A 20,962-nucleotide genomic window follows, 5' to 3' on the forward strand; every position below is an offset into this window, starting at 1 on the left:
GATGGTCGACGGATCCTCCGACACACCCCTGGGAGCGCTCTCATGACCGACCTCGACGACCTTGTCCGTCAACTCACGCTGGAGGAGAAGGTCTCCCTGCTGACCGGACAGGATTTCTGGTCGCTGCCGGCGATCCCCCGGATCGGGCTGCGTTCGCTGGTCATGTCGGACGGCCCGGTCGGCGTCCGCGGCACCGGTTACACCCCCGACGACCCGTCGGTCGCCCTGCCCAGCCCCACCGCGCTCGCCGCCACATGGGACGTGGCCCTGGCCCGCCGGGCCGGCCGGCTGCTCGGCCAGGAGTCCCGGCGCAAGGGCGTGCACCTGCTGCTCGGCCCGACCGTCAACCTGCACCGCACCCCACTCGGCGGCCGGCACTTCGAGTGTTACTCCGAGGACCCGCTGCTCACCGGTGAGATCGCCGTCGGGTTCGTGGAGGGCGTCCAGCAGCACCACGTCGGCACCACGGTGAAGCACCTGGTCGGCAACGACTTCGAGACCGACCGGATGACCGTCGACGTACGGATCCCGGAGCGGGCGCTGCGCGAGATGTACCTCGCGCCGTTCGAGCGGGTCGCCGCGGCCGGCGGGTGGGGCGTGATGAGCTCCTACAACGGGGTCAACGGGGCGCCGATGGCCGCGAACGGGCGCATCCAGGACGAGATCCTGAAGCGTGAGTGGGGCTTCGACGGGGTGGTCGTCTCCGACTGGCGGGCGGCCCGCGACACGGTGGCGTCCGCTCTCGGCGGACTCGACATCGCCATGCCGGCGATGGACAACCCGTGGGGCCCGGCGCTGGTCGAGGCGGTCCGGTCCGGCGCCGTCGGTGCGGACGTGATCGACGAGAAGGTACGCCGTGTGCTGCTCCTCGCCGCGCGTACCGGAGCCCTCACCGACGTCTCCCTGGACGATGTGCCGCTCGACGAGGACGGTGACGACGTGGCGCACGACGTGGCCGTGGGCTCGTTCGTGCTGGCCCGCAACGTCGACTACGCCCTCCCGCTGGAGCCGGCCGACCTGACCCGGGTCGCGGTGATCGGCGCCCTGGCCACCGACGCCCGGGTGCTCGGCGGCGGCAGCGCCCAGGTCACGCCCCGGCACGTGATCTCACCGCTCGACGGGCTGCGCGCCGACCTGCCCGGAGTCGACGTGGCCTACGCGATCGGCGCCGACCCGCGGCCGTTCCTGCCGGCCGCACAGGGCCCGGACTGGGCGCCGTTCCGGTTCGTCGTCCATGATCACGACGTTCCGGTCGAGACGGCGACGATCCGCTGGATCGGTGACCCGCCGGCCGGGCTGGACGTGGCCGGGATCACCACCCTGGAGCTGCACACCGAACTGACTCCCGAGGTGGGCGGTGAGCACGTCCTGGCGGTCTCCGGATTCGGCGCGTTCGAGCTGGTCGTCGGCGGCGAGCGGCTCTACCAGGGCTCGCTGCACCCGCCCGGCACCGGCCGCGCCGACCTGCTGCTGCACCCGAAGGAGCAGCGGTTCCCGATCACGCTGGAGGCCGGCGTGCCGGTCCCGGTGCTGCTGCGGCAGACCTTCGAGGCGGGTGCGGCGCACTCGGTGTCGACCACGCTGGGTCACCGCGCTCCCGGCCCCGACGAGGAAGGGCTGATCGCCGAGGCTGTCGAACTGGCCGCCCGGTCGGACGTCGCCGTCATCGTGGTCGGCACCACCGAGCAGGTCGAGTCGGAGGGCTTCGACCGTTCCTCGCTGGCCCTCCCCGGCCGTCAGGACGAGCTGGTCTCCCGGGTCGCGGCGGCCAATCCACGGACGATCGTGGTGGTCAACGCCGGTTCCCCGGTGCTGCTGCCGTGGACCGAGGAGGTGGCGGCGGTGCTCCTCACCTGGTTCCCGGGACAGGAGGCCGGCGCCGCGCTGGCCGACGTGCTGCTCGGGGTCGCCGAGCCGGGCGGCCGCCTGCCGACCACCTGGCCGCGCAGCGAGAAGGACTGCCCGGTCCTCGACGTCCGCCCCTCGGACGGCACTCTCGGTTACGACGAGGGCATCTTCATCGGCTATCGCGGCTGGTTGCGGCAGGCGGCCGAGCCACTGTTCGCGTTCGGTTCCGGTCAGGGCTACACCGAGTGGTCGTACGACCACATGGCCTGTTCCCGGTCGGAGGTCCGGGTGACCGTCACGAACACCGGCTGGCGCACGGGCCGTGAGGTCGTGCAGGTCTACCTGGCCCCCGGCGCCGACACCCTGGTCACCTCCGCCACCCCGGACAGCGGCTCGCCGGTCGAGCGGCCGGAACGCTGGCTGGCCGGGTTCGCGACGGCGGACGCCGAGCCGGGTGAGTCGGTCACCGTGACGATCCCGATCCCGGAGCGGGCCTTCCAGGTGTGGAACGACGGCTGGCAGACGATCCCCGGCGTGTACACGGTGATCGCCGCCCACGCCCTCGACGACCCGCGCCGCTCTGTCGAGATCACCGTCTGACCGGTTCCGGGGCGGGGCCTCCGGGTCCCGTCCCGGTTAGGTTGGCGGTCATGACGACGCGCGAACGTGGACAGGTCTTCGGTGAACTGGCCGAGGTGTACCACCGGGTCCGTCCCGGTTACCCGGGCGAGCTGGCCACCGATCTGCTGGCGGCGGCCGGTCCCGGCCCGGTGCTGGAGGTGGGCGCCGGCACCGGCAAGGCGACGGCGCTGTTCGCCGCCCACGACATCGACCTGACCTGTCTGGAGCCGGATCCGCGGATGGCCGCCGTGCTGCGCCGGACCGTCCCCGGCGTACCGGTGATCGAGTCCACCTTCGAGCGCTGGACGCCGGACCGCGGCTACGGCCTGGTGATCAGCGCCCAGGCCTGGCACTGGGTCGACCGGGACCGCCGTGACGCGCTGGCCTTCGCCGCTCTCGCCCCGGGTGGCCTGCTCGCCCCGTTCTGGAACGTCTATCTCGTCCCCGACCGTGACCTGCACACCGCCCTGGCCGAGGTGGACGCCCGGCACGGCCTGACCGGCGACCACTCCCCGCACTCACTGCACCCCGACGACATTCCGGGCTTCACACGCCCGTTCGCCGAGCAGTGGCCGGAGCTGGCCGGCATCGAGGCCCTCTTCACCGACCTGCGTACGCTGCGCTACCGCGCGTCCCGCTCCTACTCCCCCGACGAGTACCGGGCCCACCTGCAATCGATCTCGCTGTACCGGATGCTCGACGAGCCCCGCCGCGAGACCGTGATCAACGACACCGTCGAGGTGATCGAGGCCCACGGCGCCACCATCGACTTCGCCGTCCACACGTTCGTGGCCCTGGCCCGCCGCCCCACCTGACCCGCATGCCGGACCGCACCCGTGGTTCAGGTCACCAGCGGCCGAGACGGGCGGCGAGGACCGCGAGGGACGCGACGCCGGCGGTCGAGGGGGGCNCCCCCCCCCGCCGCCCAGGCGCACCGGCACCGCGCCGGCCTCCCGGAACGCGACGAGCTCCGGATCGCTGATGCCACCCTCCGGGCCGACCACCAGCACCACGTCACCGGACCCGGGCAGTTCGGCCGCGGTGAGCCGCCCGGTCGCCTCCTCGTGCAGCACGAACGCCGCCGCGGCCGCCGACAACCGGGCCGCCACCTGCCTGGTCGAGCAGTCCGGGTCGCCGCCGACGACCGGTAGCCACGACCGCCGGGCCTGCTTGGCGGCCTCCCGCGCGGTCGCCGCCCACTTGTCGCGTGCCTTGAACCCGCGGTCGCCACGCCACTGCGCCACCGACCGCGACGCCGCCCACGGAACGATCTCGTCCACGCCGACCTCGGTCATCGCCTGCACGGCCAGCTCGCCCCGGTCACCCTTGGCGATGCCCTGCACGACGACCAGCCGCGGGTCGGCGGCCGGCTCCGCGGCGGCGCTGAGGATCGTCAGGTCGACGCTGCCCCGGCCGACCGCGGCCACCTCGGCCCGGGCGGTGCCGCCCCGCCCGTCGGCGAGGATCAGGACCTCACCGGCACGCAGCCGCTGCACGGTGGCGGCATGGCGCCCCTCCGGCCCGTCGAGGGTGAACGACGATCCGGAGGGCAGGTTCTCGACCAGGAAGAGCGGCGCGGACATGCCCGCACGCTACCGAACCGCCCGGCTCCACCTACGCCGGACCGCCGCCGCAAGCCCATGCCGGACCGCCACCAGACCCAGGCCCGGTCACCCCCCGATCGGCCGGGGAGAGCGGTCAGGCGTCAGGGCGGTCAGGGCGATGTCGATCGTGGCGTGCAGGCTCGCCCGATCGGCACCGGCAGCCGCGTGCACGGCATTGCCCTCGCTGACGACCATGACGTAGCGGGCCAGCGCGACCGGATCGGTCCCGTCCGGCAGGTCGCCCTCGTCGACGGCTCGGCCCAGGCGCGCGGCCAGCGCCCTCTCCCCGGTGAGCCGGCTCTCGGCCAGGAACCGCGCGACATGCCCGTGATCACTCCCGGCGGCGAGCCCACCCTGGATGGAGAGGCATCCGGCCGGCCGGTCGGCCCTGGTGAGCGCGTCGGCGTTCGCCCGGAGAAAACCCTCGATCACGGCGTACGCCGTGGGCTGCGCCAATGCCTCCCGGGCGTACGCCATGTCGATCTCGGCATAGCGGGCGACCGCGAGCCGGAACAGGTCGTCCTTGTTGCCGAAGGCCGCGTACATGCTGGGCCGGTTGATGCCCATGGCCTCGGTGAGGTCACTGAGCGAGGCGCCCTCGTACCCCTGCCGCCAGAACACCTCAACGGCCCGGTCCAGGGCGGCACCGGCGTCGAACGAGCGCGGCCGTCCACGGGTCTTCTCCGCCATCGGCTCCTCCGCTCGTCGTGACGCAGCTCATCTTAACCGATCGGTACAGAAATAGCCGGGCCCGTGCTAGCGTTCCGTCATTACATACCGATCGGTACAGAAATGGAGTCGGTCATGACCAGCGACTTCGGGCGGGTCGGCCTCTGGAGCACCGAACTGCGCGGCGCCGCCCGCGCCGAGGTGCAGGACGCCGTCGGCGAGCTGGATGAGCTCGGTTGGAACACGCTCTGGCTACCCGGCCTGGACGGCGGCGGCACACTGGACGACCTCGGTCATCTGCTCGCCGCGGCACCGCACAGCCGGGTGGTGACCGGGGTGCTGAACATCTGGGGCCAGTCCGCCGCCGCACTCTCGGCCCGGATCGCCGAGCTCGACGACACGTACGGCCCGCGATCCGTCGTCGGCCTCGGCATCGGGAGCCCGGCCGGCGCCGCCGCACACGGCCGGGAGTACGGCAGCCCGGTCCGGACGATGAGCCACTACCTGGACGAACTCGGCCCACAGATCCCTGCCGACCGGCTGCTCCTGGGCGCGCTAGGACCACTGATGGTCGGGCTCGCGGTGGCCCGGACCGCGGGCTGGCATCCGTTCCTGGTCACTCCGGACTACGTCGCGGCCGAACGGTCCCGCGTCGGCGGCCGGGCGTTCATCGCACCGCACCAGGCGGTGGTGCTGGAGACCGACCCGGTTCGCGCCCGGGCGGCGGCCCGCGCGGGCATCGGCATGTTCCTCGGCTTCCCCACCTACCGGGCCAACCTGAAACGACTCGGCTTCGGCGACGACGACCTCGTCCCCGGTGGCAGTGACCGGCTGATCGACGCCCTGATCGCCTACGGCACCGCCGCCGACGTGGCCCGCCGGATCGACGAGCACCTGGCCGCCGGCGCCGACCACGTCGCCGTGCATGTGCTGACCGACCCGGACTCCCCCGGCCTTCCCCGCCAGGCGTGGCGGGAACTGGCCGCCCTCACCCACTGAAACACCCCGTCATCAAAGGAGAAAGATCATGGGACAGCTAGACGGAAAGACCGCGCTCGTCACCGGCGCCACCTCGGGTATCGGCCTCGCCACCGCCCGGGCCCTGGCTGCGGAGGGCGCGCACGTGATTCTCACCGGCCGCCGGACCGACGTGCTGGACGCGGCGGTCGCCTCGATCGGGGCCGCCGCCACCAGGGTCCGTGCCGACGTCGCCGACCTGACCGATCTGGACCGTGTCGTCGCCGCGATCGAGGAGCGTGGGCGAGGGCTCGACGTGCTGTTCGCCAACGCGGGCGGCGGCGAGTTCGGTGCGCTCGGGGGGATCACTTGGCAGCACTACGCCGACACGTTCAACACCAATGTCGGGGGCACCCTCTTCACGGTGCAGAAGGCGTTGCCGGTCCTCAACCGGGGAGCCTCGGTGATCATCACGAGCTCGAACATCGACGTCAAGGGAGCCGCCGCGTTCAGCGTCTACGCCGCGAGCAAGGCGGCGCTGCGGTCGTTCACCCGCAGCTGGGCCGCCGAGCTGACCGGCCGGGACATCCGAGTGAACAGCATCGCGCCCGGCCCGGTCGACACGCCCGGGCTGAGCGGCCTCGCTCCCGACCCGGCCGCCGCCGAGCAGCTGCTCAAGGGCCTCGCGGCCGGCGTGCCGATGAACCGGCTGGGCCGCCCGGACGAGATCGCCGACGCGGTGGTCTTCCTGGCCTCGGCACGGAGCAGCTTCATGACCGGCGCCGAGATCTACGTCGACGGCGGCGCAAGCCAGGTCTGAGCCGGGGCGCGGCAGGATGCCGCGGAGGTACGACCGGGAGCGGCGGGTCAGTACGCCCGTCGCTGAATCCCGCCTCGACGCCACTGCACCGGTCGATCAGCCGCCGGGCGAGGAGCCGTTGATCAGCGTGGTCGTGTTCGAACGGTCCGGCGGCTCGGCTCTGGGCCGTCAGCGAGACACTGACCGACCCGGAGCCGAGCAACTGGGCGTACCAGAAAAGGGTCAGTGGCCGTTGAAAGCGTCCCGCATCCGGCTGAAGAAGCCGCCCTGCTTGCTCAGCTCGGCGACGTCCTCCCCGCGGGTCTTGGCGAACTCGCGGAGCATCCGCTCCTGGTCGGCGGTGAGCTTGGTCGGCGTCTTGACGTCGAGGTGCACGAAGAGCTCGCCGCGGCCCTGGCCCCGCAGGTGCGGAACGCCCTTGCCGCGGATGCGCAGTGTGCTGGCCGGCTGGGTGCCCGGCTTGACCTCGATGTTCTCCTCGCCGTCGAGGGTCTTGATGGTCATCCTGGTGCCGAGGGCGGCCGCCGTCATCGGCAGGGTGACGCGGCAGTGCAGGTCGTCGCCCTTGCGGGAGTAGACGTCGTGCGGCCGCTCGTGGATCTCCACGTAGAGGTCGCCGGCGGTGCCGCCGCCGGGGCCGACCTCGCCCTGCTGGGCCAGGCGGATCCGCATGCCGTCCTCGACACCCGCCGGGATCTTGACGGTGAGCGAGCGGCGTGTCCTTATCCGGCCGTCACCGGCGCAGGTCGGACAGGGGCTGGGAATGACCGTGCCGTGACCCTGGCAGTTCTGGCAGGGGCGGGACGAGACGACCTGGCCGAGGAAGGTGCGCTGCACCGACTGGACCTCACCGCGGCCGGAGCAGACCTCGCACGTCGACAGGTGGGTGCCGGGCGCGGTGCCGGCGCCCGAGCACTGGGTGCAGAGCACCGCGGTGTCGACGGTGATCGGTGCCTCCACGCCGAAGGCGGTCTCGACGAGGTCGAGCTCCAGCCGGAGGATCGCGTCGGCGCCGGGACGCGTGCGCGGGCGCGGGCCACGGGAGCCACCGCCCGCGGCCGTGCCGAAGAACGCGTCCATGATGTCCTGGAAGCCGACGAACGGGCCGGCGCCACCGGCTCCACCGGGCATGCCCCCGCCCGGCGCGAGCGGGTCGCCACCGAGGTCGACGACCTGGCGCTTCTGCTCGTCGGAGAGCACCTCGTACGCCGCGTTGATCTCTTTGAACTTGTCGTGCGCCTCGGGATCCGGGTTGACGTCCGGGTGGTACTGCCGAGCGAGTTTGCGGTAGGCGCGCTTGATCTCGTCGTCGGTTGCCTCCCGGCTCACACCGAGAATTCCGTAATAGTCCTTGGCCACGGGGTTTGGAGTCCTCAATGTCTGCGCGAATCCGTCAATTCTGTGCCAACAGGTCGCCAACGTAGCGTGCCACTGCACGAACGGTAGCGATAGTGCCGGGGTAGTCCATCCGGGTGGGGCCCAGCACGCCGAGCCCCCCAACGATCGTGGTACCCGGTCCGTAACCGCTGCTCACCACGGACGCCGACCGCAGGTTGTCGATCTGGTTCTCGTCGCCGATCAGGACCCGGGTGGTCCGGGGCTCCAGATCGCCTATGAGCTTCAGAAGGATGACCTCCTCCTCGAGTGCTTCGAGGACGGGCCGCAGTGTGCCCTGGAAGTCCAGCACACCCCCGCGTGTCAAGTTGGCCGTACCGGCCAGCGCGAGGCGCTCCTCACTCCGCTCGACCAGAGTCTCCAGAAGAACCGACGCCAAGCATGTCATCGCGGCGCGCCGCTCGACAGCGCACTCCTCCACGAGTTTCTGCACGAGGGGCGGGGTGTCTGCGAGCCGCTGACCGGCCAGCTTCTCGTTGACCCGCAGCCGCAGCTCCCACACCTCGCCGTCGGCCAGCGGGCCGGGCATCTCCACGAGGCGCTGCTCGACCCGGCCGGTGTCGGTGATCATCACCAGCATCAGGCGGGTGGTGGAGATCGGCACCAGCTCCAGATGGCGCACGGCGGAGCGGGACAGGCTCGGATATTGCACGACGGCGACCTGGCGGGTGAGCTGCGCGAGGAGCCGGACGGTGCGGTGCACCACGTCGTCGAGGTCGACGGCACCCACCATGAAACGCTCGATGGCGCGGCGCTCGGCCGGGCTCAACGGCTTTATCTTGGTGAGCCGGTCGACGAAGAGCCGGTAACCGGCGTCGGTGGGCACCCGGCCGGCACTGGTGTGCGGCTGCCGGATGTAGCCCTCCTCCTCCAGCACGGCCATGTCGTTGCGGACGGTGGCCGGGGAGACACCGAGCTTGTGCCGGTCGACCAGAGCCTTGCTGCCCACCGGCTCCTGTGTCTCGACGTAGTCCTCGACGATCGCCCGGAGCACCTCGAGCTTGCGGTCATCCAGACTCATATGACCCCTCCCCCGTTTGGCACTCCCGCTAATAGAGTGCCAGTCTACGTCGCGGGCGGTCACAACGCGATGATCGAAAGTACGGCGGACCGCCTTCAACCGGTTGTTCCCGGGGTCCTAGCGTGTCAGACATGACAGAGCCCCCCTACTCCGGCGGGTATCCTCCGCCCCCTCCGCCCGACCAGCCCTACGGCTACGGCTACCAGCAGGACCCGCTACAGGACCGGATGTGGATCCTGGTGACGCACTTCGGGGGCGCGGCCGGCGCCCTCTTCGGTGCCGGCATGCTCGGCTGGGTCGCGCCGCTGGTCGCGCTCGTGGTCCGCGGCAACCAGTCCCCGGTGGTCCGCTCCGAGGCCGTCAAGGGCCTCAACTTCCACCTGCTCTGGGGCATCATCGCCCTGGTCGGCAGTGTGCTGACCTGCATCGGCATCGGCGTGCTGATCCTCGGCGCGGCCACACTGATCGCCACGGTCGTCGGTGTCATCGCCGGTGTCAAGGCAGCCAACGGCGAGCCCTTCAACTACCCGATGAGCGCCCGTTTCCTCAGGTAGGGGCCCTCACAGCACGTCACGGACGACCGCGTCGGCCAGCAGCCGGCCCCGCAGGGTGAGCACGAGCCGCCCCTGCTCGTAGGCGCCGGGCTCGAGCAGCCCGCCGGCCAGCGCCCGCGCGGTCCCCGTGGCGTCGAGGCCGTCCAGCGGCAGGCCGTCCCGCAGCCGGACCCGGAGCATGACGTCCTCCATGTGCCGATCCGCGCCGGTCAGCAACTCCCGGGCGTGTCCGGGTGATTCCCCGGCGGTGAGGCGTTTCGCGTACGCCGACGGGTGTTTGACGTTCCACCAGCGCACCCCGCCGACGTGGCTGTGCGCGCCCGGCCCGAGGCCCCACCAGTCGGCGCCGGTCCAATACAGCAGGTTGTGCCGGCACTCGCCGCCCGGCCTGGCCCAGTTGGACACCTCGTACCACCCGAAGCCGGCCTCGCTCAGCGCCGCCTCGGCCGCCAGGTAGCGGTCGGCCGCCACATCGTCGGACGGGTACGGCAACTCGCCCCGCCGCATCCGCCCGGCCATCCGGGTCCCGTCCTCGACGATCAGCGCGTACGCGCTCACGTGGTCGACGCCGGCCTCGACGACCGCCCGCAGCGACCTGTCGAAGTCGTCGGCGCTCTCCCCCGGCGTCCCGTAGATCAGATCCAGGTTGACGTGCTCGAAGCCGGCCTCGCGGGCCTCGATCGCAGCCTGCGGGGCACGGCCGGCGGTGTGCTTGCGGTCGAGCACCCGCAGCACCCCGGCGGCCGCCGACTGCATGCCGAGCGAGATCCGGGTGAAACCGGCGCCCCGGAGCCGCCGCAGGTAGGCCGGGTCCACCGACTCCGGGTTGGCCTCGGTGGTCACCTCGGCGCCCGGGGCCAGCCCCCACGTGCGGTCGATGCCCTCCAGGATCCGGCCCAGGTCGTCGGTGCTGAGCAGGGTGGGCGTGCCGCCGCCGACGAAGACGGTGCCGACCGGGCCGGGCTCGATCACCCGGGCCGCGAGGGCGAGCTCGGCCAGGACGGTCTCCGCATACTCCTCGCGGCTCGCGCCACCGCCCAGCTCACTGGCCGTGTAGGTGTTGAAGTCGCAGTACCCGCAGCGGCTGGCGCAGAACGGGACGTGCACGTAGACGGCGAAACCGTTCTTCCCCACCTCACGGGTGGCTTCGTCGGGGAGGGACCCGTCGGAGGGTACGGGTTCACCATCGGGGAGTGCGCCGGCCATCCGTCAAGTGTGCACGTCTTACAGTTCCGGGATGGATCTGGTCCGTACCGTCACCGCCGCCGGCGTGACCACGATGACAATCGACAACCCCGCCAGCCGCAACGCGCTCTCCACCGCGCTGCTCGGGCAGCTGCTGGACGCGCTCGCCGCGTCGGCCGCCGACCCGGAAAGCCGTGTGGTGGTTCTCACCCACGAGGGCCCGGTCTTCTCCTCCGGCGTCGACCTGAAGGAGACGGCAGCGGCCGGTCCCGGTGACCGGCTGCCCGCCGAGATGCTCGCCGACGTGCTGGCCGTGCTCTGGGAGTTCGGGAAGCCGGTGATCGCACGGATCGCCGGGCCGGCCCGGGCCGGTGGCCTCGGCCTGATCGGCGCGGCCGACATCGCGGTCTGCACCCGCTCGGCCACCTTCGCCTTCACCGAGGTCCGGCTCGGCGTGATCCCCGCGGTGATCAGCTCGACGGTGCTGCCGCGCCTGTCGCCCCGGGCCGCCGCCGATCTCTATCTGACCGGTGACGTCTTCGACGGCACGCGGGCGGCCGAGATCGGCCTGGTCACCGCGGCCGTCGCCGAGGACGATCTGGACGACGCGGTGCGGCGTTACTGCTCCTCCCTCATCCGGGGCGGTCCGCTCGCGCTCGCCGGCACCAAACAACTTCTGCGGCGTACGCGCGCCGACTCGATCCGGGCCGACCTGGCCGATCTCGCGCACCGTTCGGCCGGTTACTTCAAGTCGGCCGAGGGGCGGGAGGGTGTGGCCGCCGTCCGCGAGAAACGCGACCCGAGCTGGATCCGCTGATCGCCCCGGTCGGGTGCCCCGGAGCACAGTGACGCCGGGTCCCGAGCGGTCGTTGTCTAGGCTTGGCGTCCGGCGTCAGAGGAGGTGCAGGTGCGCGCGAAGCCGATCGTGGGCGTTGTCGCCGTGCTGAGCCTCGCCGTCGTGGCCGGTGTGGTCGTCCTGATCAACAACCTCGCCGGCACGATCAAGCTGCCCGTTCTCGGTCCCGAGTGCACGGTCCGCGCCGACGGCCAGGTCACCCTCGACACCGCGCAGATGGCCAACGCGGCGACCATCGCCGCCGTCGGTGTCCGGCGCAACATGCCCGAGCAGGCGATCGTCGTCGCGCTCGCCACCGCCTTCCAGGAGTCGAAACTGGAGAATCTGGACAGTGGCGACCGCGACTCGGTCGGCCTGTTCCAGCAGCGGCCCAGCCAGGGGTGGGGCACGGTCGAGGAGATCAAGGACCCGCGCTATTCGGCCGGCAAGTTCTACGCGGCCCTCAAGAAGGTCAAGGGCTGGGAGAAGATGCGGGTCACCGATGCCGCCCAGAAGGTGCAGCGGTCGGCGTACCCGGAGGCCTACGAGAAGTGGGCCGACGAGTCGAAGGTGCTGGCCGCCGCACTGACCGGCCGGGCCACCGGTGCCGTCGAGTGCGTCGTGCCGGACATCCCGGCGGTGCGCGGCGCGGAGGCGGCGGCCGCGCTGCTGAGCAGCCTCCAGCTCGACTGGGGCAAGAAACTGACCGGTCAGGCCCGCAGCGCCGAGGTCGCCGGCCTCACCGTCGAGGTGGCCGATGCGAGTGTCGGCTGGCGGTTCGCGCACTGGCTGGTCTCGCACGCCTCAGCCACCGGCCTCGAACGGGTACGTTTCGGCGACCTGGAGTGGCACGCCCCGGAGGGAAAGTGGCAGCCGGTAACCAACGGCGACGGGAACGCTCAGGCCCAGGTCGTAGCGGAGGTCTTTCATTGAGAAACAGCCGGAAGTATCGGTGACTACCCGTAATGTCTCGCTTTCCCGATAGCGGTTGCGCTGCGTATACATCCACATGGACAGTCAGCAACCTCCCTGGTACTAAGTAGGTCGTGCTGAGGGCGATCGAGTGGATCCTGCTGGGAGCGGGCAGCGCCGGCGCCATCCTGTGGGGGGTGCACCGGCACCGTCCGACCCGTCGCGCCCCGTGGCTGCTCCTGGCCGGGGCGGTCGCGACTCTGGCGGCCGGGGACGTCTGGTTCGCCTACCACCGGATGGCACTGGCCGACACCGCCTACCTCGTGATGTTCGCTCTCGTGGCGCTGAGCCTGCTCCAGTTCACCCGGGGCGGCTCGCTGCTCGTCGACCGGGCCCGGCTCATCGATCTGGTTGCGTTCGCGTGCTCCGCGATGCTCGTGGTCTGGGTGTTCGTGATCAGCGTCGACAGCCGGTTCCGGACCGTGTCTCCGGCCGACGTGATCGGCGATCTGCTGCTGGTCGGCGTCGCCGTGCGCCTGGTGGCCGCCGACCGCCGCAACGTCGCCGCCATCCTGCTGGTCGGCGGTTCGGCCGGGATGCTGGCGGGGGACGTCCTCTACCCGCTCACCGGCGGGAGCCGGGCCGCCGAGTCCGCCTACGTGCTGCTCTACCTGGCGTGGGGGCTGTCCGCGCTGCACCCGTCGATGGTCCGGCTCACCGAGCCGCGCACGGCCCGGATGTCGCCGTGGCGGTTCCGCGACACCATCCTGCTCGCGCTCTCCGCGGCCACCCCGCCGTGCGTGCTGATCGTCGAGGCCCTCTCCGGGCCGGTCCGCAACGGGGTGGTGATCGCGGTGACCGGGGCGATCACGCTCATGCTCACGATCACGCGGCTCGGGGATGCCGTACACCAGCACAGCCTCGCCCTGACCCGGGAGCGCGGCCTGCGGGCCGCGAACACCGCGCTGGTCGCCGCGGCCGACGTACCCGCCGTCGAGGAGGCGGTCGAGGCCGCTGTCGCCCGCCTGCTGCCGGCTGGAGCGGTCCATCGTGTGATCCTCGCCACCGACGACGGCCGACTCGCCCGGCTGGGCCTGCCCCTGGCACCCCCCGACACCGCGACGCCCGGCCGGATCCCCCGCCCAACGCCCGCTGAGGCCGGAACACCCAGCCGGATCCCCCGTCCCACCCCTGCTGAAGCCGGGACACCCAGCCGGATCTCCCGCCCCGCGTCCGCCGAGGCCGGGACGCACAGCTGGTGGATCAACGACCGCACGCTGGTCTGCCCGCTCCGGCTGGAACCGCTGGCCGTGGCCCGGCCCAGCGGCGGCGCCCTGATCATCACCGCCCGGCGGGACGCCCTGGTGGCGGGGCGCGACGCGCTCGAGGTGCTGGCCGGCGAGACCGCGCTGGCGCTCGACCGGATCACCCTCGTCGAAGCAGTCGGCCGCCGCGACAGCGATCTCTACCTTCGGGCCGTCACCGGCAACACAGCGGAGATCATGGCGGTCGTCGACTCCGACCACCGGATCCGCTACGCGAGTCCGGGTCTGCGACGTCTGACCGGTGGCGGCGACCTGCCGCCACTCACCGTCTTCGACGATCTGGTTCATGCCGACGACCGGGCAGCGGTACGGGACGCGCTGCACGCCGAGGGCGACGGAACGGTGTACTGCGCCCTGCACCGGACGGACGGCACCCAGGTCCTCGTCGCCATGGCGTACCGGGATCTGCGCCACGACCGCCTCGTCCAGGGCCTGGTGGTGACATTGCGGCCGGTCGGCACCAGCAACGACGTCACCGACCCGGCGCCGCACCACGAGCATCAGGGTGAACTGCCGGCGTGGGTCAACCGGCGCAGCGCCCGCGACAAGTTCCGCTACTGATCGCGACGCACCCCGGCCGGCTCTTTCCCTCGCCAGTCCCGAAGGGTCGCTTCGGTCCCGCCGGTCGCTTCCGTCCCGCTCGTTGCTTCGGTCCCGCTCTTTGCTTCGGTCCCGCTCACTGCTTCGGTCCCGCTAAGTTGCTTCGGTCCCACCCTTTGCTTCGGTCCCGCTCACTGCTTCGGTCCCGCTAGTCGCTTCCGTCGCGTTCACTGCGGCCGGAAACGCGAGAAGCCGGCCCCGCCGTTGGGGTCGGCTTCTCGCGTATGGGTCAGACCGCGCGTCAGCGGGTCAGGCGGCGACGGCCACTGGTGCCGGCGACCAGGGCGACACCGATGGCGGCCAGGACGACCTGGAAGAAGAACTCGATCCAGTCGAAACCGCGGGTGTCCGCAACGCCGAGCGCACGAGCCAGCACGGTGCCCAGCAGAGCGGCGACAACACCGACGACCATGGTCAGCCAGATCGGGATGTTCTGCTTGCCCGGCACCACGAGCCGGCCGAGCGCACCGATGATCAGACCGACGATCAGGGCGACGATGATGCCGGTAAGCGTGAGTTCCATCAGGGTCCTCCTCGGGGGTGGAGCTTGTTGGTTGCGTCCGTCGAGCCCCTGTGTTCCCGACCCCCCGAGGAATCAAACCGCCCTATTTTTTGGCTGTCCCCTTGGTGTCAGCGGTGTCCGAGGTGGAGAGCGCGGCGATGAAGGCCTCCTGCGGCACCTCCACGCGACCCACCATCTTCATCCGCTTCTTGCCTTCCTTCTGCTTCTCCAGCAGCTTCCGCTTCCGGCTGATGTCACCGCCGTAGCACTTCGCGAGCACGTCCTTGCGGATGGCGCGAATCGTCTCGCGAGCGATGATCCGGCTGCCGATGGCCGCCTGGATCGGCACCTCGAACTGCTGACGCGGGATGAGTTTCTGCAGCTTGGCGGCGATCGTCGTGCCATAGGTGTACGCCTTGTCCTTGTGCACGATCGCACTGAAGGCGTCGACCGGCTCGCCGTGCAGCAGGATGTCCACCTTGACCAGGTCGGCCACCTGCTCGCCGGAGGGCTCGTAGTCGAGTGACGCGTACCCCTTGGTCTTGCTCTTGAGCTGGTCGAAGAAGTCGAAGATGATCTCCGCGAGCGGCAGTGTGTAGCGCAGCTCCACCCGTTCGGACGACAGGTACTCCATGCCGAGCAGGCTGCCCCGGCGGCTCTGGCACAGCTCCATGACGGCGCCGACGTACTCGTTGGGGACGAGGACCGTCGCCCGTACCACCGGCTCGTGGATCTCGGCGATCTTGCCGGACGGGAACTCGCTCGGGTTGGTGACCACCGAGTCCTTCCCGTCCTCGGTGAAGACCTGATAGACCACGTTGGGGGCGGTGGAGATCAGGTCGAGGTTGAACTCGCGCTCCAGCCGCTCGCCGATGATCTCCAGGTGCAGCAGGCCCAGGTAGCCGACGCGGAACCCGAAACCGAGCGCCGCCGACGTCTCCGGCTCGTAGGTGAGCGCCGCGTCGTTCAGCTTCAGCTTGTCGAGGGCGTCACGCAGCGCCGGATAGTCCGAGCCGTCGATCGGGTAGAGACCCGAGTAGACCATCGGCTTCGGGTCCTTGTAGCCGCCGAGCGCCTCCTTGGCCGGCCGGTTGTTGCCGGTGACGGTGTCGCCGACCTTCGACTGACGGACGTCCTTCACCCCGGTGATCAGGTAACCGACCTCGCCGACACCGAGCGCCGTGGCCTTCTCCATCTCGGGCGAGACGACACCGATCTCCAGCAGCTCGTGCACCGCGCCGGTGGACATCATCTTGATCTTGTCGCGAGCCTCGATGCGACCGTCGATCACACGGACGTAGGTGACCACGCCGCGATAGACGTCATAGACCGAGTCGAAGATCATCGCGCGGGCCGGAGCCACCGCGTCACCGACCGGGGCCACGAACTGCCGGACGATCTCATCCAGCAGGTGATCCACACCGACGCCGGTCTTGCCGGACACCCGCAGCACGTCCGACGGCTCGCAGCCGATCAGTTTCGCGAGCTCCTCGGCATACTTCTCCGGCTGCGCGGCCGGCAAGTCGATCTTGTTGAGCACCGGGATGATGTGGAGGTCGTTCTCCATCGCCAGGTACAGGTTGGCGAGGGTCTGCGCCTCGATGCCCTGCGCGGCGTCGACGAGCAGGACCGCACCCTCACAGGCGGCCAGGCTCCGCGACACCTCGTAGGTGAAGTCGACGTGCCCCGGAGTGTCGATCATGTTGAGGACGACGGACTCGCCCTGTTTGTCACCCTCCCGCACCGTCCACGGCATGCGCACGGCCTGCGACTTGATGGTGATGCCGCGCTCGCGTTCGATGTCCATCCGGTCGAGGTACTGCGCGCGCATCTGGCGCGGGTCGACCACCCCGGTGATCTGCAGCATCCGGTCGGCCAGCGTCGACTTGCCGTGGTCGATGTGGGCGATGATGCAGAAGTTGCGGATGCGGCTGGGATCGGTCGATCCGATCACGTTCACGCCGGGGTCGAGCGGTCCAGGCACGGTCTTCCGTTCTTCTCGGGCTTGGCTGCGGACGCCGGCTCAACCGCCGGCGACCCCTATCGTCCCACGCCCGGAAGGGCAGGTCCGATCACACCCGTTCCAGCGGGACCCGCGAACCCGGCGGCAGCTCCACCACAACCGGATCCCCCGGGCGAATCACCCCACCACGCAGCACGACCGCCATCACACCGGCCTTGCGGATCACGTTCCCGGAACCGTCCTGCCCGAGAACCTCCTTGAGCAGCCCCTCCCGGAACCGGTTGATCTGCACACACGGATTACGCAGCCCCGCCAGCACGATCGCCGGCCGAGGATCCTCCCCGACATCCCGCCCGGCGGCAGCAGCCACAGCAGCCGCGGCCCTGGCCGTGGCCGCATCCAGCCGAGCCCCGCGAGCCGCCGCAAGCACCCCGTCGAGAGCCCCCACCCCTCGGAGAGCCCCGACCCCAGCCGGAGCACCACCGGCCACGCCGTCACCACCAGCCACGCCGTCACCGCCAGCCACGCCGTCACCGCCGGTCACGCCGCCACCGCCAGCCGCGCCGTCACCGCCAGCCGCGCCCTCACCGCCAGCCGCGCCCTCACCGCCAGCCGCGCCCTCACCGCCAGCCGCGCCCTCACCACCGGCCACGCGGTCACCACCGGCCACGCGGTCACCACCGGCCACGCGGTCACCGCCGGCCACGGCCTCACCACCAGCCACGCCGAAGCGCAGGATCGTGCCCGGCGGCAGCCTGAGAAGATCCAGACCGAGGGTTGTCACGTTCTCCCCGAGCCCACCCGCGGGCACGTCGTACCCCTTCGCCGCGACCTCGCCGAACAACTCGGCCTGAATGAGATGCACCTGCCGAAGATTCGGCTGGGTGGGATCCGCCGCTACCCGGCTGCGATGCCGCACATGCACCCCGGCATGCACATCACCCTCCACACCAAGCCCCGCCACCAGCACGATCGAGTCGCGATTGGGCTTGGTGAACGTGTAGGCATCATTCCGGCTGACCGCGACGACCGTCCCCGACTCATCACTCATGCCCCGAGTCTGACCATCACCGGCACTCGTCCTCGACCCGTTTCCCGCCAAACGAACGACACCCGCCCACCGCCCGTCCAAGCCGGCCGCCCACCGCCCGTCCAAGCCGGCCCAAGGAGGATCTCCAGCCGCGACGAACCGCGCCCAGCCACTCATCTCACGGCGCCGACCAACACGACCACCATGTTCGCGGCAAATGGCCCCGCGCAACCATCGGTTCCTCGGCCACAGGCCCCGCAGCCGGAACCTCGCGACCTCGCGACCACGGCCGCTCGGCGACCGACTTCGCGGGCGCCCGATCTTCACCCAACTCGGTGGCGCCTGGCATGGCTGGAGCAACATGGATGACGGGTGACGGAACCGAGGGCTCTGACCGGTCCGGCCACGGCCAGAAGGCCATCAACCCGGCCACGGCCAGAAGGCGATCAACCTGGCCACGGCCGGAAGGCGATCAGTCCGGCCGCGCCCGGAAGGCGATCAGTCCGGTGGCTCCAGGAAGAGCGCGGCCAGCCGGGGCAGGCGGCGGCGCATCTCGTCCTCGTTGTCGAAGTCCCACAGGTCGGCGACCTCGGGGCGGGTGCGTGGTCGGTCCTCGGAGGGCAGCGGCTTGCCTGTGGCCTCCTCGTAGGCGCGGGCGGCGATGCCGAGCACCTCCTCGGCCTCGAACACCGCTCCGGTGTCGGCTGCCTCCTTGATCACCACGACATTGGCCAGCACATCCGGCTTCTGAACGGCGGCGGCCACGGCTTTGCGGCCATGGGCGATCAGCCAGCCGCGGAAGGCGTCGAAGCCCGCCTCGTCGGCGCCGCTGTTGATCAGATAGGCCGCGGCCCAGAGATCCTCCGTCCCCGAGGCGACCATCACCTTGTCCAGGTGACGGCCCCACGCGACGATCTCCTCCGGATCGCGCGTGGCCAGGTCGGCGACGGCACGCTCGGCCACCTCGGCGGGCGAGGCCGGCCGGTCAGCGGTGGCGCGGTCGATGACCGCCCAGAAATCGTCGGTTCGCATGCCGCGATCCTGCCAGTGCGGTACGACATTTTCGCGAGCGGCAGGATGGAGTCATGCGGCCGATCACTCTGCCTGATGTTCCGTACGGCGCGACGGCCGTACGACCGGATTGGTCTGACCTGCCGGACAGCCTGCGGAAAGCGATCAGCCTGCGTCTCGGATCGCCGGTGTCCGCCGCGCGCAGCGCCGGTGGTGGGTTCACCCGGGCGTTCGCCGCGGTGATCGAGACCGAGGCCGGGACCAGTGTCTTCCTGAAGACTGCGCCCCTGAGTGACCCGGTGTCGGACTGGTACGCCCGGGAGGCCGCCTTCACCTCGGCCCTCCCACCGGAGGTGACAGCTGCCCGACCGCTCTGGACTATGACCGATTCTGATTGGTTCGTGCTGTGCCTGGAAGCGATCGACGGCCGGATCCCGGAGTTGCCCTGGTCACAGGAGAACCTGGACACGGCACTGCGGACCTGGTCGGCGGCGGCGACCGCGCTCGCCTACCCGTCGCCGCGGCTCCTGGAGATCGGCATGCCGGCGCTTCCGGAGATCCTCCGCGACGAGATGTCATGGTGGTCACTGATCGCCGCGCGCCGTGCGCCGATGCCCGAGCCGGCACTGTCGACGATCGCTCCGCAACGGCTCTCCGACCTGGCGAAACTCGAACGTGCGCTGCCCGCGCTGGCGGCCGGGGACGGAATGTGCCACGGCGATCTGCGGGTCGACAACGTGCTGATCGACACCGGCGGCCGGGCCTGGCTGTGTGACTGGACGTGGCCGTGTCTCGGGGCGCCCTGGTTCGACACGGTCACGCTGCTGGTCAGTGCGTACGCCAGTGGCCTGGACACCGACGCCGTGCTGAACGCCTGGGGCGCACCCGACGAGGGGGTCGACGGGGCGCTGGCGGCACTCGCCGGATATTGGCTGGTCCGAGCCGGGGACGGGCCGAGCAGTGCGTCGCCTCACAGTCGGCAGCATCAGCGGTTCAGTGGGGAGCAGGCCCTCGCCTGGCTCGCCGAGCGCCGTGGCTGGGGCGAGACCTCCGGCAGACGCCGCTGGTTCCGCCGCTGAAACCGGAGCCGTTTTGGCGGGCCGTTTGCCGTGCTGGTAATCTGTTTCTTCGCGTGTGGTGACACGCAGTTGTTTCCTGCACCGGCTTCGCCGGATCGAGACGGCCGCGCGGTGACCACTCGTTTGAGACCATTTTCCCGAACTAGTCAGGACAAGGCTGTCGCGTGGCGAACATCAAGTCCCAGATCAAGCGCAACCGGCAGAACGAGAAGGCCCGTCTGCGCAACAAGTCGGTCAAGTCTTCGCTGAAGACCGTGATCCGCAAGCTGCACGAGGCGAGCGACTCGGGCAACGTCGAGTCGGCCACCGCTCTGCTGCGTGACGCTTCGCGCCAGCTGGACAAGGCCGTCAGCAAGGGCGTCATTCACAAGAACCAGGCGGCCAACCGCAAGTCGGCCATCGCCAAGAAGATCGCCGCGCTGTCCGCCTGATCCCCTCGTTCTGGATCAGGTCACGGCCGCACTGATGCGGCTGATGACCCGTGCCCGCCTTTGAGGTGGGCCGGTTTGGACATACCCGGGCACCGTCGAACCTCAGGGTTCGCGACGGTGCCCGGTTTCGTTGCGGTCGTCGACTCGGTCCGCACGGCGCATGGTCGCGTTCAGTTCAGTCCTGAGGGCTCGACTCAGTCCTGAGGGCTCGACAAACAGCGATCTTTCACCTGCTGCCGGGCGTCACCAAACCGCTGGACTACCGCACTGCCGGAAATATTCCCTATGTCCTGTTTCATAGAAATAGGCGGCTTCATAGCATATAGGCATGTTGGTATTCGGATGTCGCATCGCGCGATGCCGAGTTACGTGGGACGCCGGCCCATGCGAGATGCGGGCCCATGCGGAATGCGGGCCGATGTGGATGCCGGCCCATACGGGATGCGGGCCGATGCGGATGCCGGCCCATGCGGGATGCCGGCCCATGCGGGATGCCGGCTTTGTCCGGGGAGAGCGACACGCCGGGACACCCTCAGCGCCGGGCACCGGCTCGCACAGAGATACCGAGCCATGTCATGCCCGACCCCGGAAACGATCCGA

Annotated in this window: 18 protein-coding genes and 1 pseudogene; 10 read left to right on the plus strand and 9 right to left on the minus strand. The window is 70.6% G+C overall.

Annotated elements, in window-relative coordinates:
- The first annotated feature begins 42 nt into the window (after positions 1-42).
- Positions 43-2,448: a beta-glucosidase family protein gene (locus ACFO0C_RS46180; RefSeq protein WP_378073240.1), complete on the plus strand. Its 2,406-nt coding sequence runs from the start codon at positions 43-45 to the stop codon at positions 2,446-2,448.
- Positions 2,449-2,498: 50 nt separating this feature from the next.
- Positions 2,499-3,284, plus strand: a complete 786-nt coding sequence (locus ACFO0C_RS46185; RefSeq protein WP_378073241.1) for a class I SAM-dependent methyltransferase — start codon at positions 2,499-2,501, stop codon at positions 3,282-3,284.
- Between the two features lie 31 nt (positions 3,285-3,315).
- On the opposite strand, the pseudogene ACFO0C_RS46190 reads toward ACFO0C_RS46185, so the two are convergent.
- Together ACFO0C_RS46190 and ACFO0C_RS46195 are read right to left on the minus strand one after the other, a co-directional pair.
- Positions 3,316-4,052 (minus strand): annotated as a pseudogene (locus tag ACFO0C_RS46190) (16S rRNA (uracil(1498)-N(3))-methyltransferase).
- Positions 4,053-4,139: 87 nt separating this feature from the next.
- Positions 4,140-4,763: a TetR/AcrR family transcriptional regulator gene (locus tag ACFO0C_RS46195; RefSeq protein WP_378073242.1), complete on the minus strand. Its 624-nt coding sequence runs from the start codon at positions 4,761-4,763 to the stop codon at positions 4,140-4,142.
- Positions 4,764-4,877: 114 nt separating this feature from the next.
- Between ACFO0C_RS46195 and ACFO0C_RS46200 the strand changes: the two genes are divergently transcribed.
- Together ACFO0C_RS46200 and ACFO0C_RS46205 are read left to right on the plus strand one after the other, a co-directional pair.
- Complete coding sequence (locus ACFO0C_RS46200) at positions 4,878-5,741, plus strand: TIGR03620 family F420-dependent LLM class oxidoreductase (protein WP_378073243.1); 864 nt, start codon at positions 4,878-4,880, stop codon at positions 5,739-5,741.
- 28 nt (positions 5,742-5,769) lie between these two features.
- Positions 5,770-6,519 (plus strand): SDR family NAD(P)-dependent oxidoreductase, encoded by a 750-nt coding sequence (locus ACFO0C_RS46205; protein ID WP_378073244.1) that lies wholly within the window; start codon positions 5,770-5,772, stop codon positions 6,517-6,519.
- 222 nt (positions 6,520-6,741) lie between these two features.
- Here the strand turns inward: ACFO0C_RS46205 and dnaJ are convergent, their stop codons facing one another.
- Positions 6,742-7,878, minus strand: coding sequence for a molecular chaperone DnaJ (gene dnaJ, locus ACFO0C_RS46210; protein ID WP_378073245.1), 1,137 nt, complete (start codon positions 7,876-7,878; stop codon positions 6,742-6,744).
- Between the two features lie 34 nt (positions 7,879-7,912).
- Positions 7,913-8,935, minus strand: a complete 1,023-nt coding sequence (gene hrcA, locus ACFO0C_RS46215) for a heat-inducible transcriptional repressor HrcA (RefSeq protein ID WP_378073246.1) — start codon at positions 8,933-8,935, stop codon at positions 7,913-7,915.
- A 131-nt stretch (positions 8,936-9,066) separates the two neighbouring features.
- On the opposite strand from hrcA, the gene ACFO0C_RS46220 reads away from it, so the two are divergent.
- Positions 9,067-9,489, plus strand: coding sequence for a DUF4870 domain-containing protein (locus tag ACFO0C_RS46220; protein WP_378073247.1), 423 nt, complete (start codon positions 9,067-9,069; stop codon positions 9,487-9,489).
- Positions 9,490-9,495: 6 nt separating this feature from the next.
- Here ACFO0C_RS46220 and hemW read toward each other — a convergent pair whose 3' ends face one another.
- Positions 9,496-10,695, minus strand: a complete 1,200-nt coding sequence (gene hemW, locus ACFO0C_RS46225) for a radical SAM family heme chaperone HemW (protein ID WP_378073248.1) — start codon at positions 10,693-10,695, stop codon at positions 9,496-9,498.
- A gap of 31 nt (positions 10,696-10,726) precedes the next feature.
- Between hemW and ACFO0C_RS46230 the strand changes: the two genes are divergently transcribed.
- From ACFO0C_RS46230 to ACFO0C_RS46240, 3 genes are all read left to right on the plus strand, one after another.
- A complete protein-coding gene (locus ACFO0C_RS46230; RefSeq protein ID WP_378073249.1) occupies positions 10,727-11,491 on the plus strand; it encodes an enoyl-CoA hydratase-related protein in 765 nt (254 codons plus the stop codon).
- A gap of 84 nt (positions 11,492-11,575) precedes the next feature.
- Complete coding sequence (locus tag ACFO0C_RS46235; RefSeq protein ID WP_378073250.1) at positions 11,576-12,442, plus strand: hypothetical protein; 867 nt, start codon at positions 11,576-11,578, stop codon at positions 12,440-12,442.
- Positions 12,443-12,555: 113 nt separating this feature from the next.
- Positions 12,556-14,307: a diguanylate cyclase gene (locus tag ACFO0C_RS46240; protein WP_378073251.1), complete on the plus strand. Its 1,752-nt coding sequence runs from the start codon at positions 12,556-12,558 to the stop codon at positions 14,305-14,307.
- A 280-nt stretch (positions 14,308-14,587) separates the two neighbouring features.
- On the opposite strand, the gene ACFO0C_RS46245 is transcribed toward ACFO0C_RS46240, so the two are convergent.
- The 4 genes from ACFO0C_RS46245 to ACFO0C_RS46260 form a co-directional block, all read right to left on the minus strand.
- On the minus strand, positions 14,588-14,869 hold the full coding sequence (locus ACFO0C_RS46245; protein ID WP_378073252.1) for a GlsB/YeaQ/YmgE family stress response membrane protein: 282 nt from the start codon (positions 14,867-14,869) through the stop codon (positions 14,588-14,590).
- Positions 14,870-14,951: 82 nt separating this feature from the next.
- Positions 14,952-16,832: a translation elongation factor 4 gene (lepA, locus tag ACFO0C_RS46250; RefSeq protein WP_378073253.1), complete on the minus strand. Its 1,881-nt coding sequence runs from the start codon at positions 16,830-16,832 to the stop codon at positions 14,952-14,954.
- 88 nt (positions 16,833-16,920) lie between these two features.
- The gene (locus ACFO0C_RS46255; RefSeq protein WP_378073254.1) at positions 16,921-17,862 is read right to left on the minus strand and encodes an MOSC domain-containing protein; all 942 of its coding nucleotides are present in this window, start codon (positions 17,860-17,862) and stop codon (positions 16,921-16,923) included.
- A gap of 477 nt (positions 17,863-18,339) precedes the next feature.
- Positions 18,340-18,873, minus strand: coding sequence for a DUF4240 domain-containing protein (locus tag ACFO0C_RS46260; protein ID WP_378073255.1), 534 nt, complete (start codon positions 18,871-18,873; stop codon positions 18,340-18,342).
- A 53-nt stretch (positions 18,874-18,926) separates the two neighbouring features.
- Here ACFO0C_RS46260 and ACFO0C_RS46265 point away from each other — a divergent pair, with 53 nt between their 5' ends.
- Complete coding sequence (locus tag ACFO0C_RS46265; RefSeq protein ID WP_378073256.1) at positions 18,927-19,931, plus strand: phosphotransferase family protein; 1,005 nt, start codon at positions 18,927-18,929, stop codon at positions 19,929-19,931.
- A gap of 164 nt (positions 19,932-20,095) precedes the next feature.
- A complete protein-coding gene (gene rpsT / locus ACFO0C_RS46270) occupies positions 20,096-20,362 on the plus strand; it encodes a 30S ribosomal protein S20 (protein WP_183226191.1) in 267 nt (88 codons plus the stop codon).
- The last annotated feature ends 600 nt before the right edge of the window (positions 20,363-20,962 follow it).

Source organism: Actinoplanes subglobosus (genome assembly GCF_042650585.1).
Classification (GTDB): domain Bacteria; phylum Actinomycetota; class Actinomycetes; order Mycobacteriales; family Micromonosporaceae; genus Actinoplanes; species Actinoplanes subglobosus.

Coding starts and splice junctions, on each gene's coding strand:
- ACFO0C_RS46180 (WP_378073240.1), top strand. CDS start 43: ATGACCGACCTCGACGACCTTGTCCGTCAACTCACGCTGGAGGAGAAG.
- ACFO0C_RS46185 (WP_378073241.1), top strand. CDS start 2,499: ATGACGACGCGCGAACGTGGACAGGTCTTCGGTGAACTGGCCGAGGTG.
- ACFO0C_RS46195 (WP_378073242.1), bottom strand. CDS start 4,763: ATGGCGGAGAAGACCCGTGGACGGCCGCGCTCGTTCGACGCCGGTGCC.
- ACFO0C_RS46200 (WP_378073243.1), top strand. CDS start 4,878: ATGACCAGCGACTTCGGGCGGGTCGGCCTCTGGAGCACCGAACTGCGC.
- ACFO0C_RS46205 (WP_378073244.1), top strand. CDS start 5,770: ATGGGACAGCTAGACGGAAAGACCGCGCTCGTCACCGGCGCCACCTCG.
- hrcA (WP_378073246.1), bottom strand. CDS start 8,935: ATGAGTCTGGATGACCGCAAGCTCGAGGTGCTCCGGGCGATCGTCGAG.
- ACFO0C_RS46220 (WP_378073247.1), top strand. CDS start 9,067: ATGACAGAGCCCCCCTACTCCGGCGGGTATCCTCCGCCCCCTCCGCCC.
- hemW (WP_378073248.1), bottom strand. CDS start 10,695: ATGGCCGGCGCACTCCCCGATGGTGAACCCGTACCCTCCGACGGGTCC.
- ACFO0C_RS46230 (WP_378073249.1), top strand. CDS start 10,727: ATGGATCTGGTCCGTACCGTCACCGCCGCCGGCGTGACCACGATGACA.
- ACFO0C_RS46245 (WP_378073252.1), bottom strand. CDS start 14,869: ATGGAACTCACGCTTACCGGCATCATCGTCGCCCTGATCGTCGGTCTG.
- ACFO0C_RS46255 (WP_378073254.1), bottom strand. CDS start 17,862: ATGAGTGATGAGTCGGGGACGGTCGTCGCGGTCAGCCGGAATGATGCC.
- ACFO0C_RS46260 (WP_378073255.1), bottom strand. CDS start 18,873: ATGCGAACCGACGATTTCTGGGCGGTCATCGACCGCGCCACCGCTGAC.
- ACFO0C_RS46265 (WP_378073256.1), top strand. CDS start 18,927: ATGCGGCCGATCACTCTGCCTGATGTTCCGTACGGCGCGACGGCCGTA.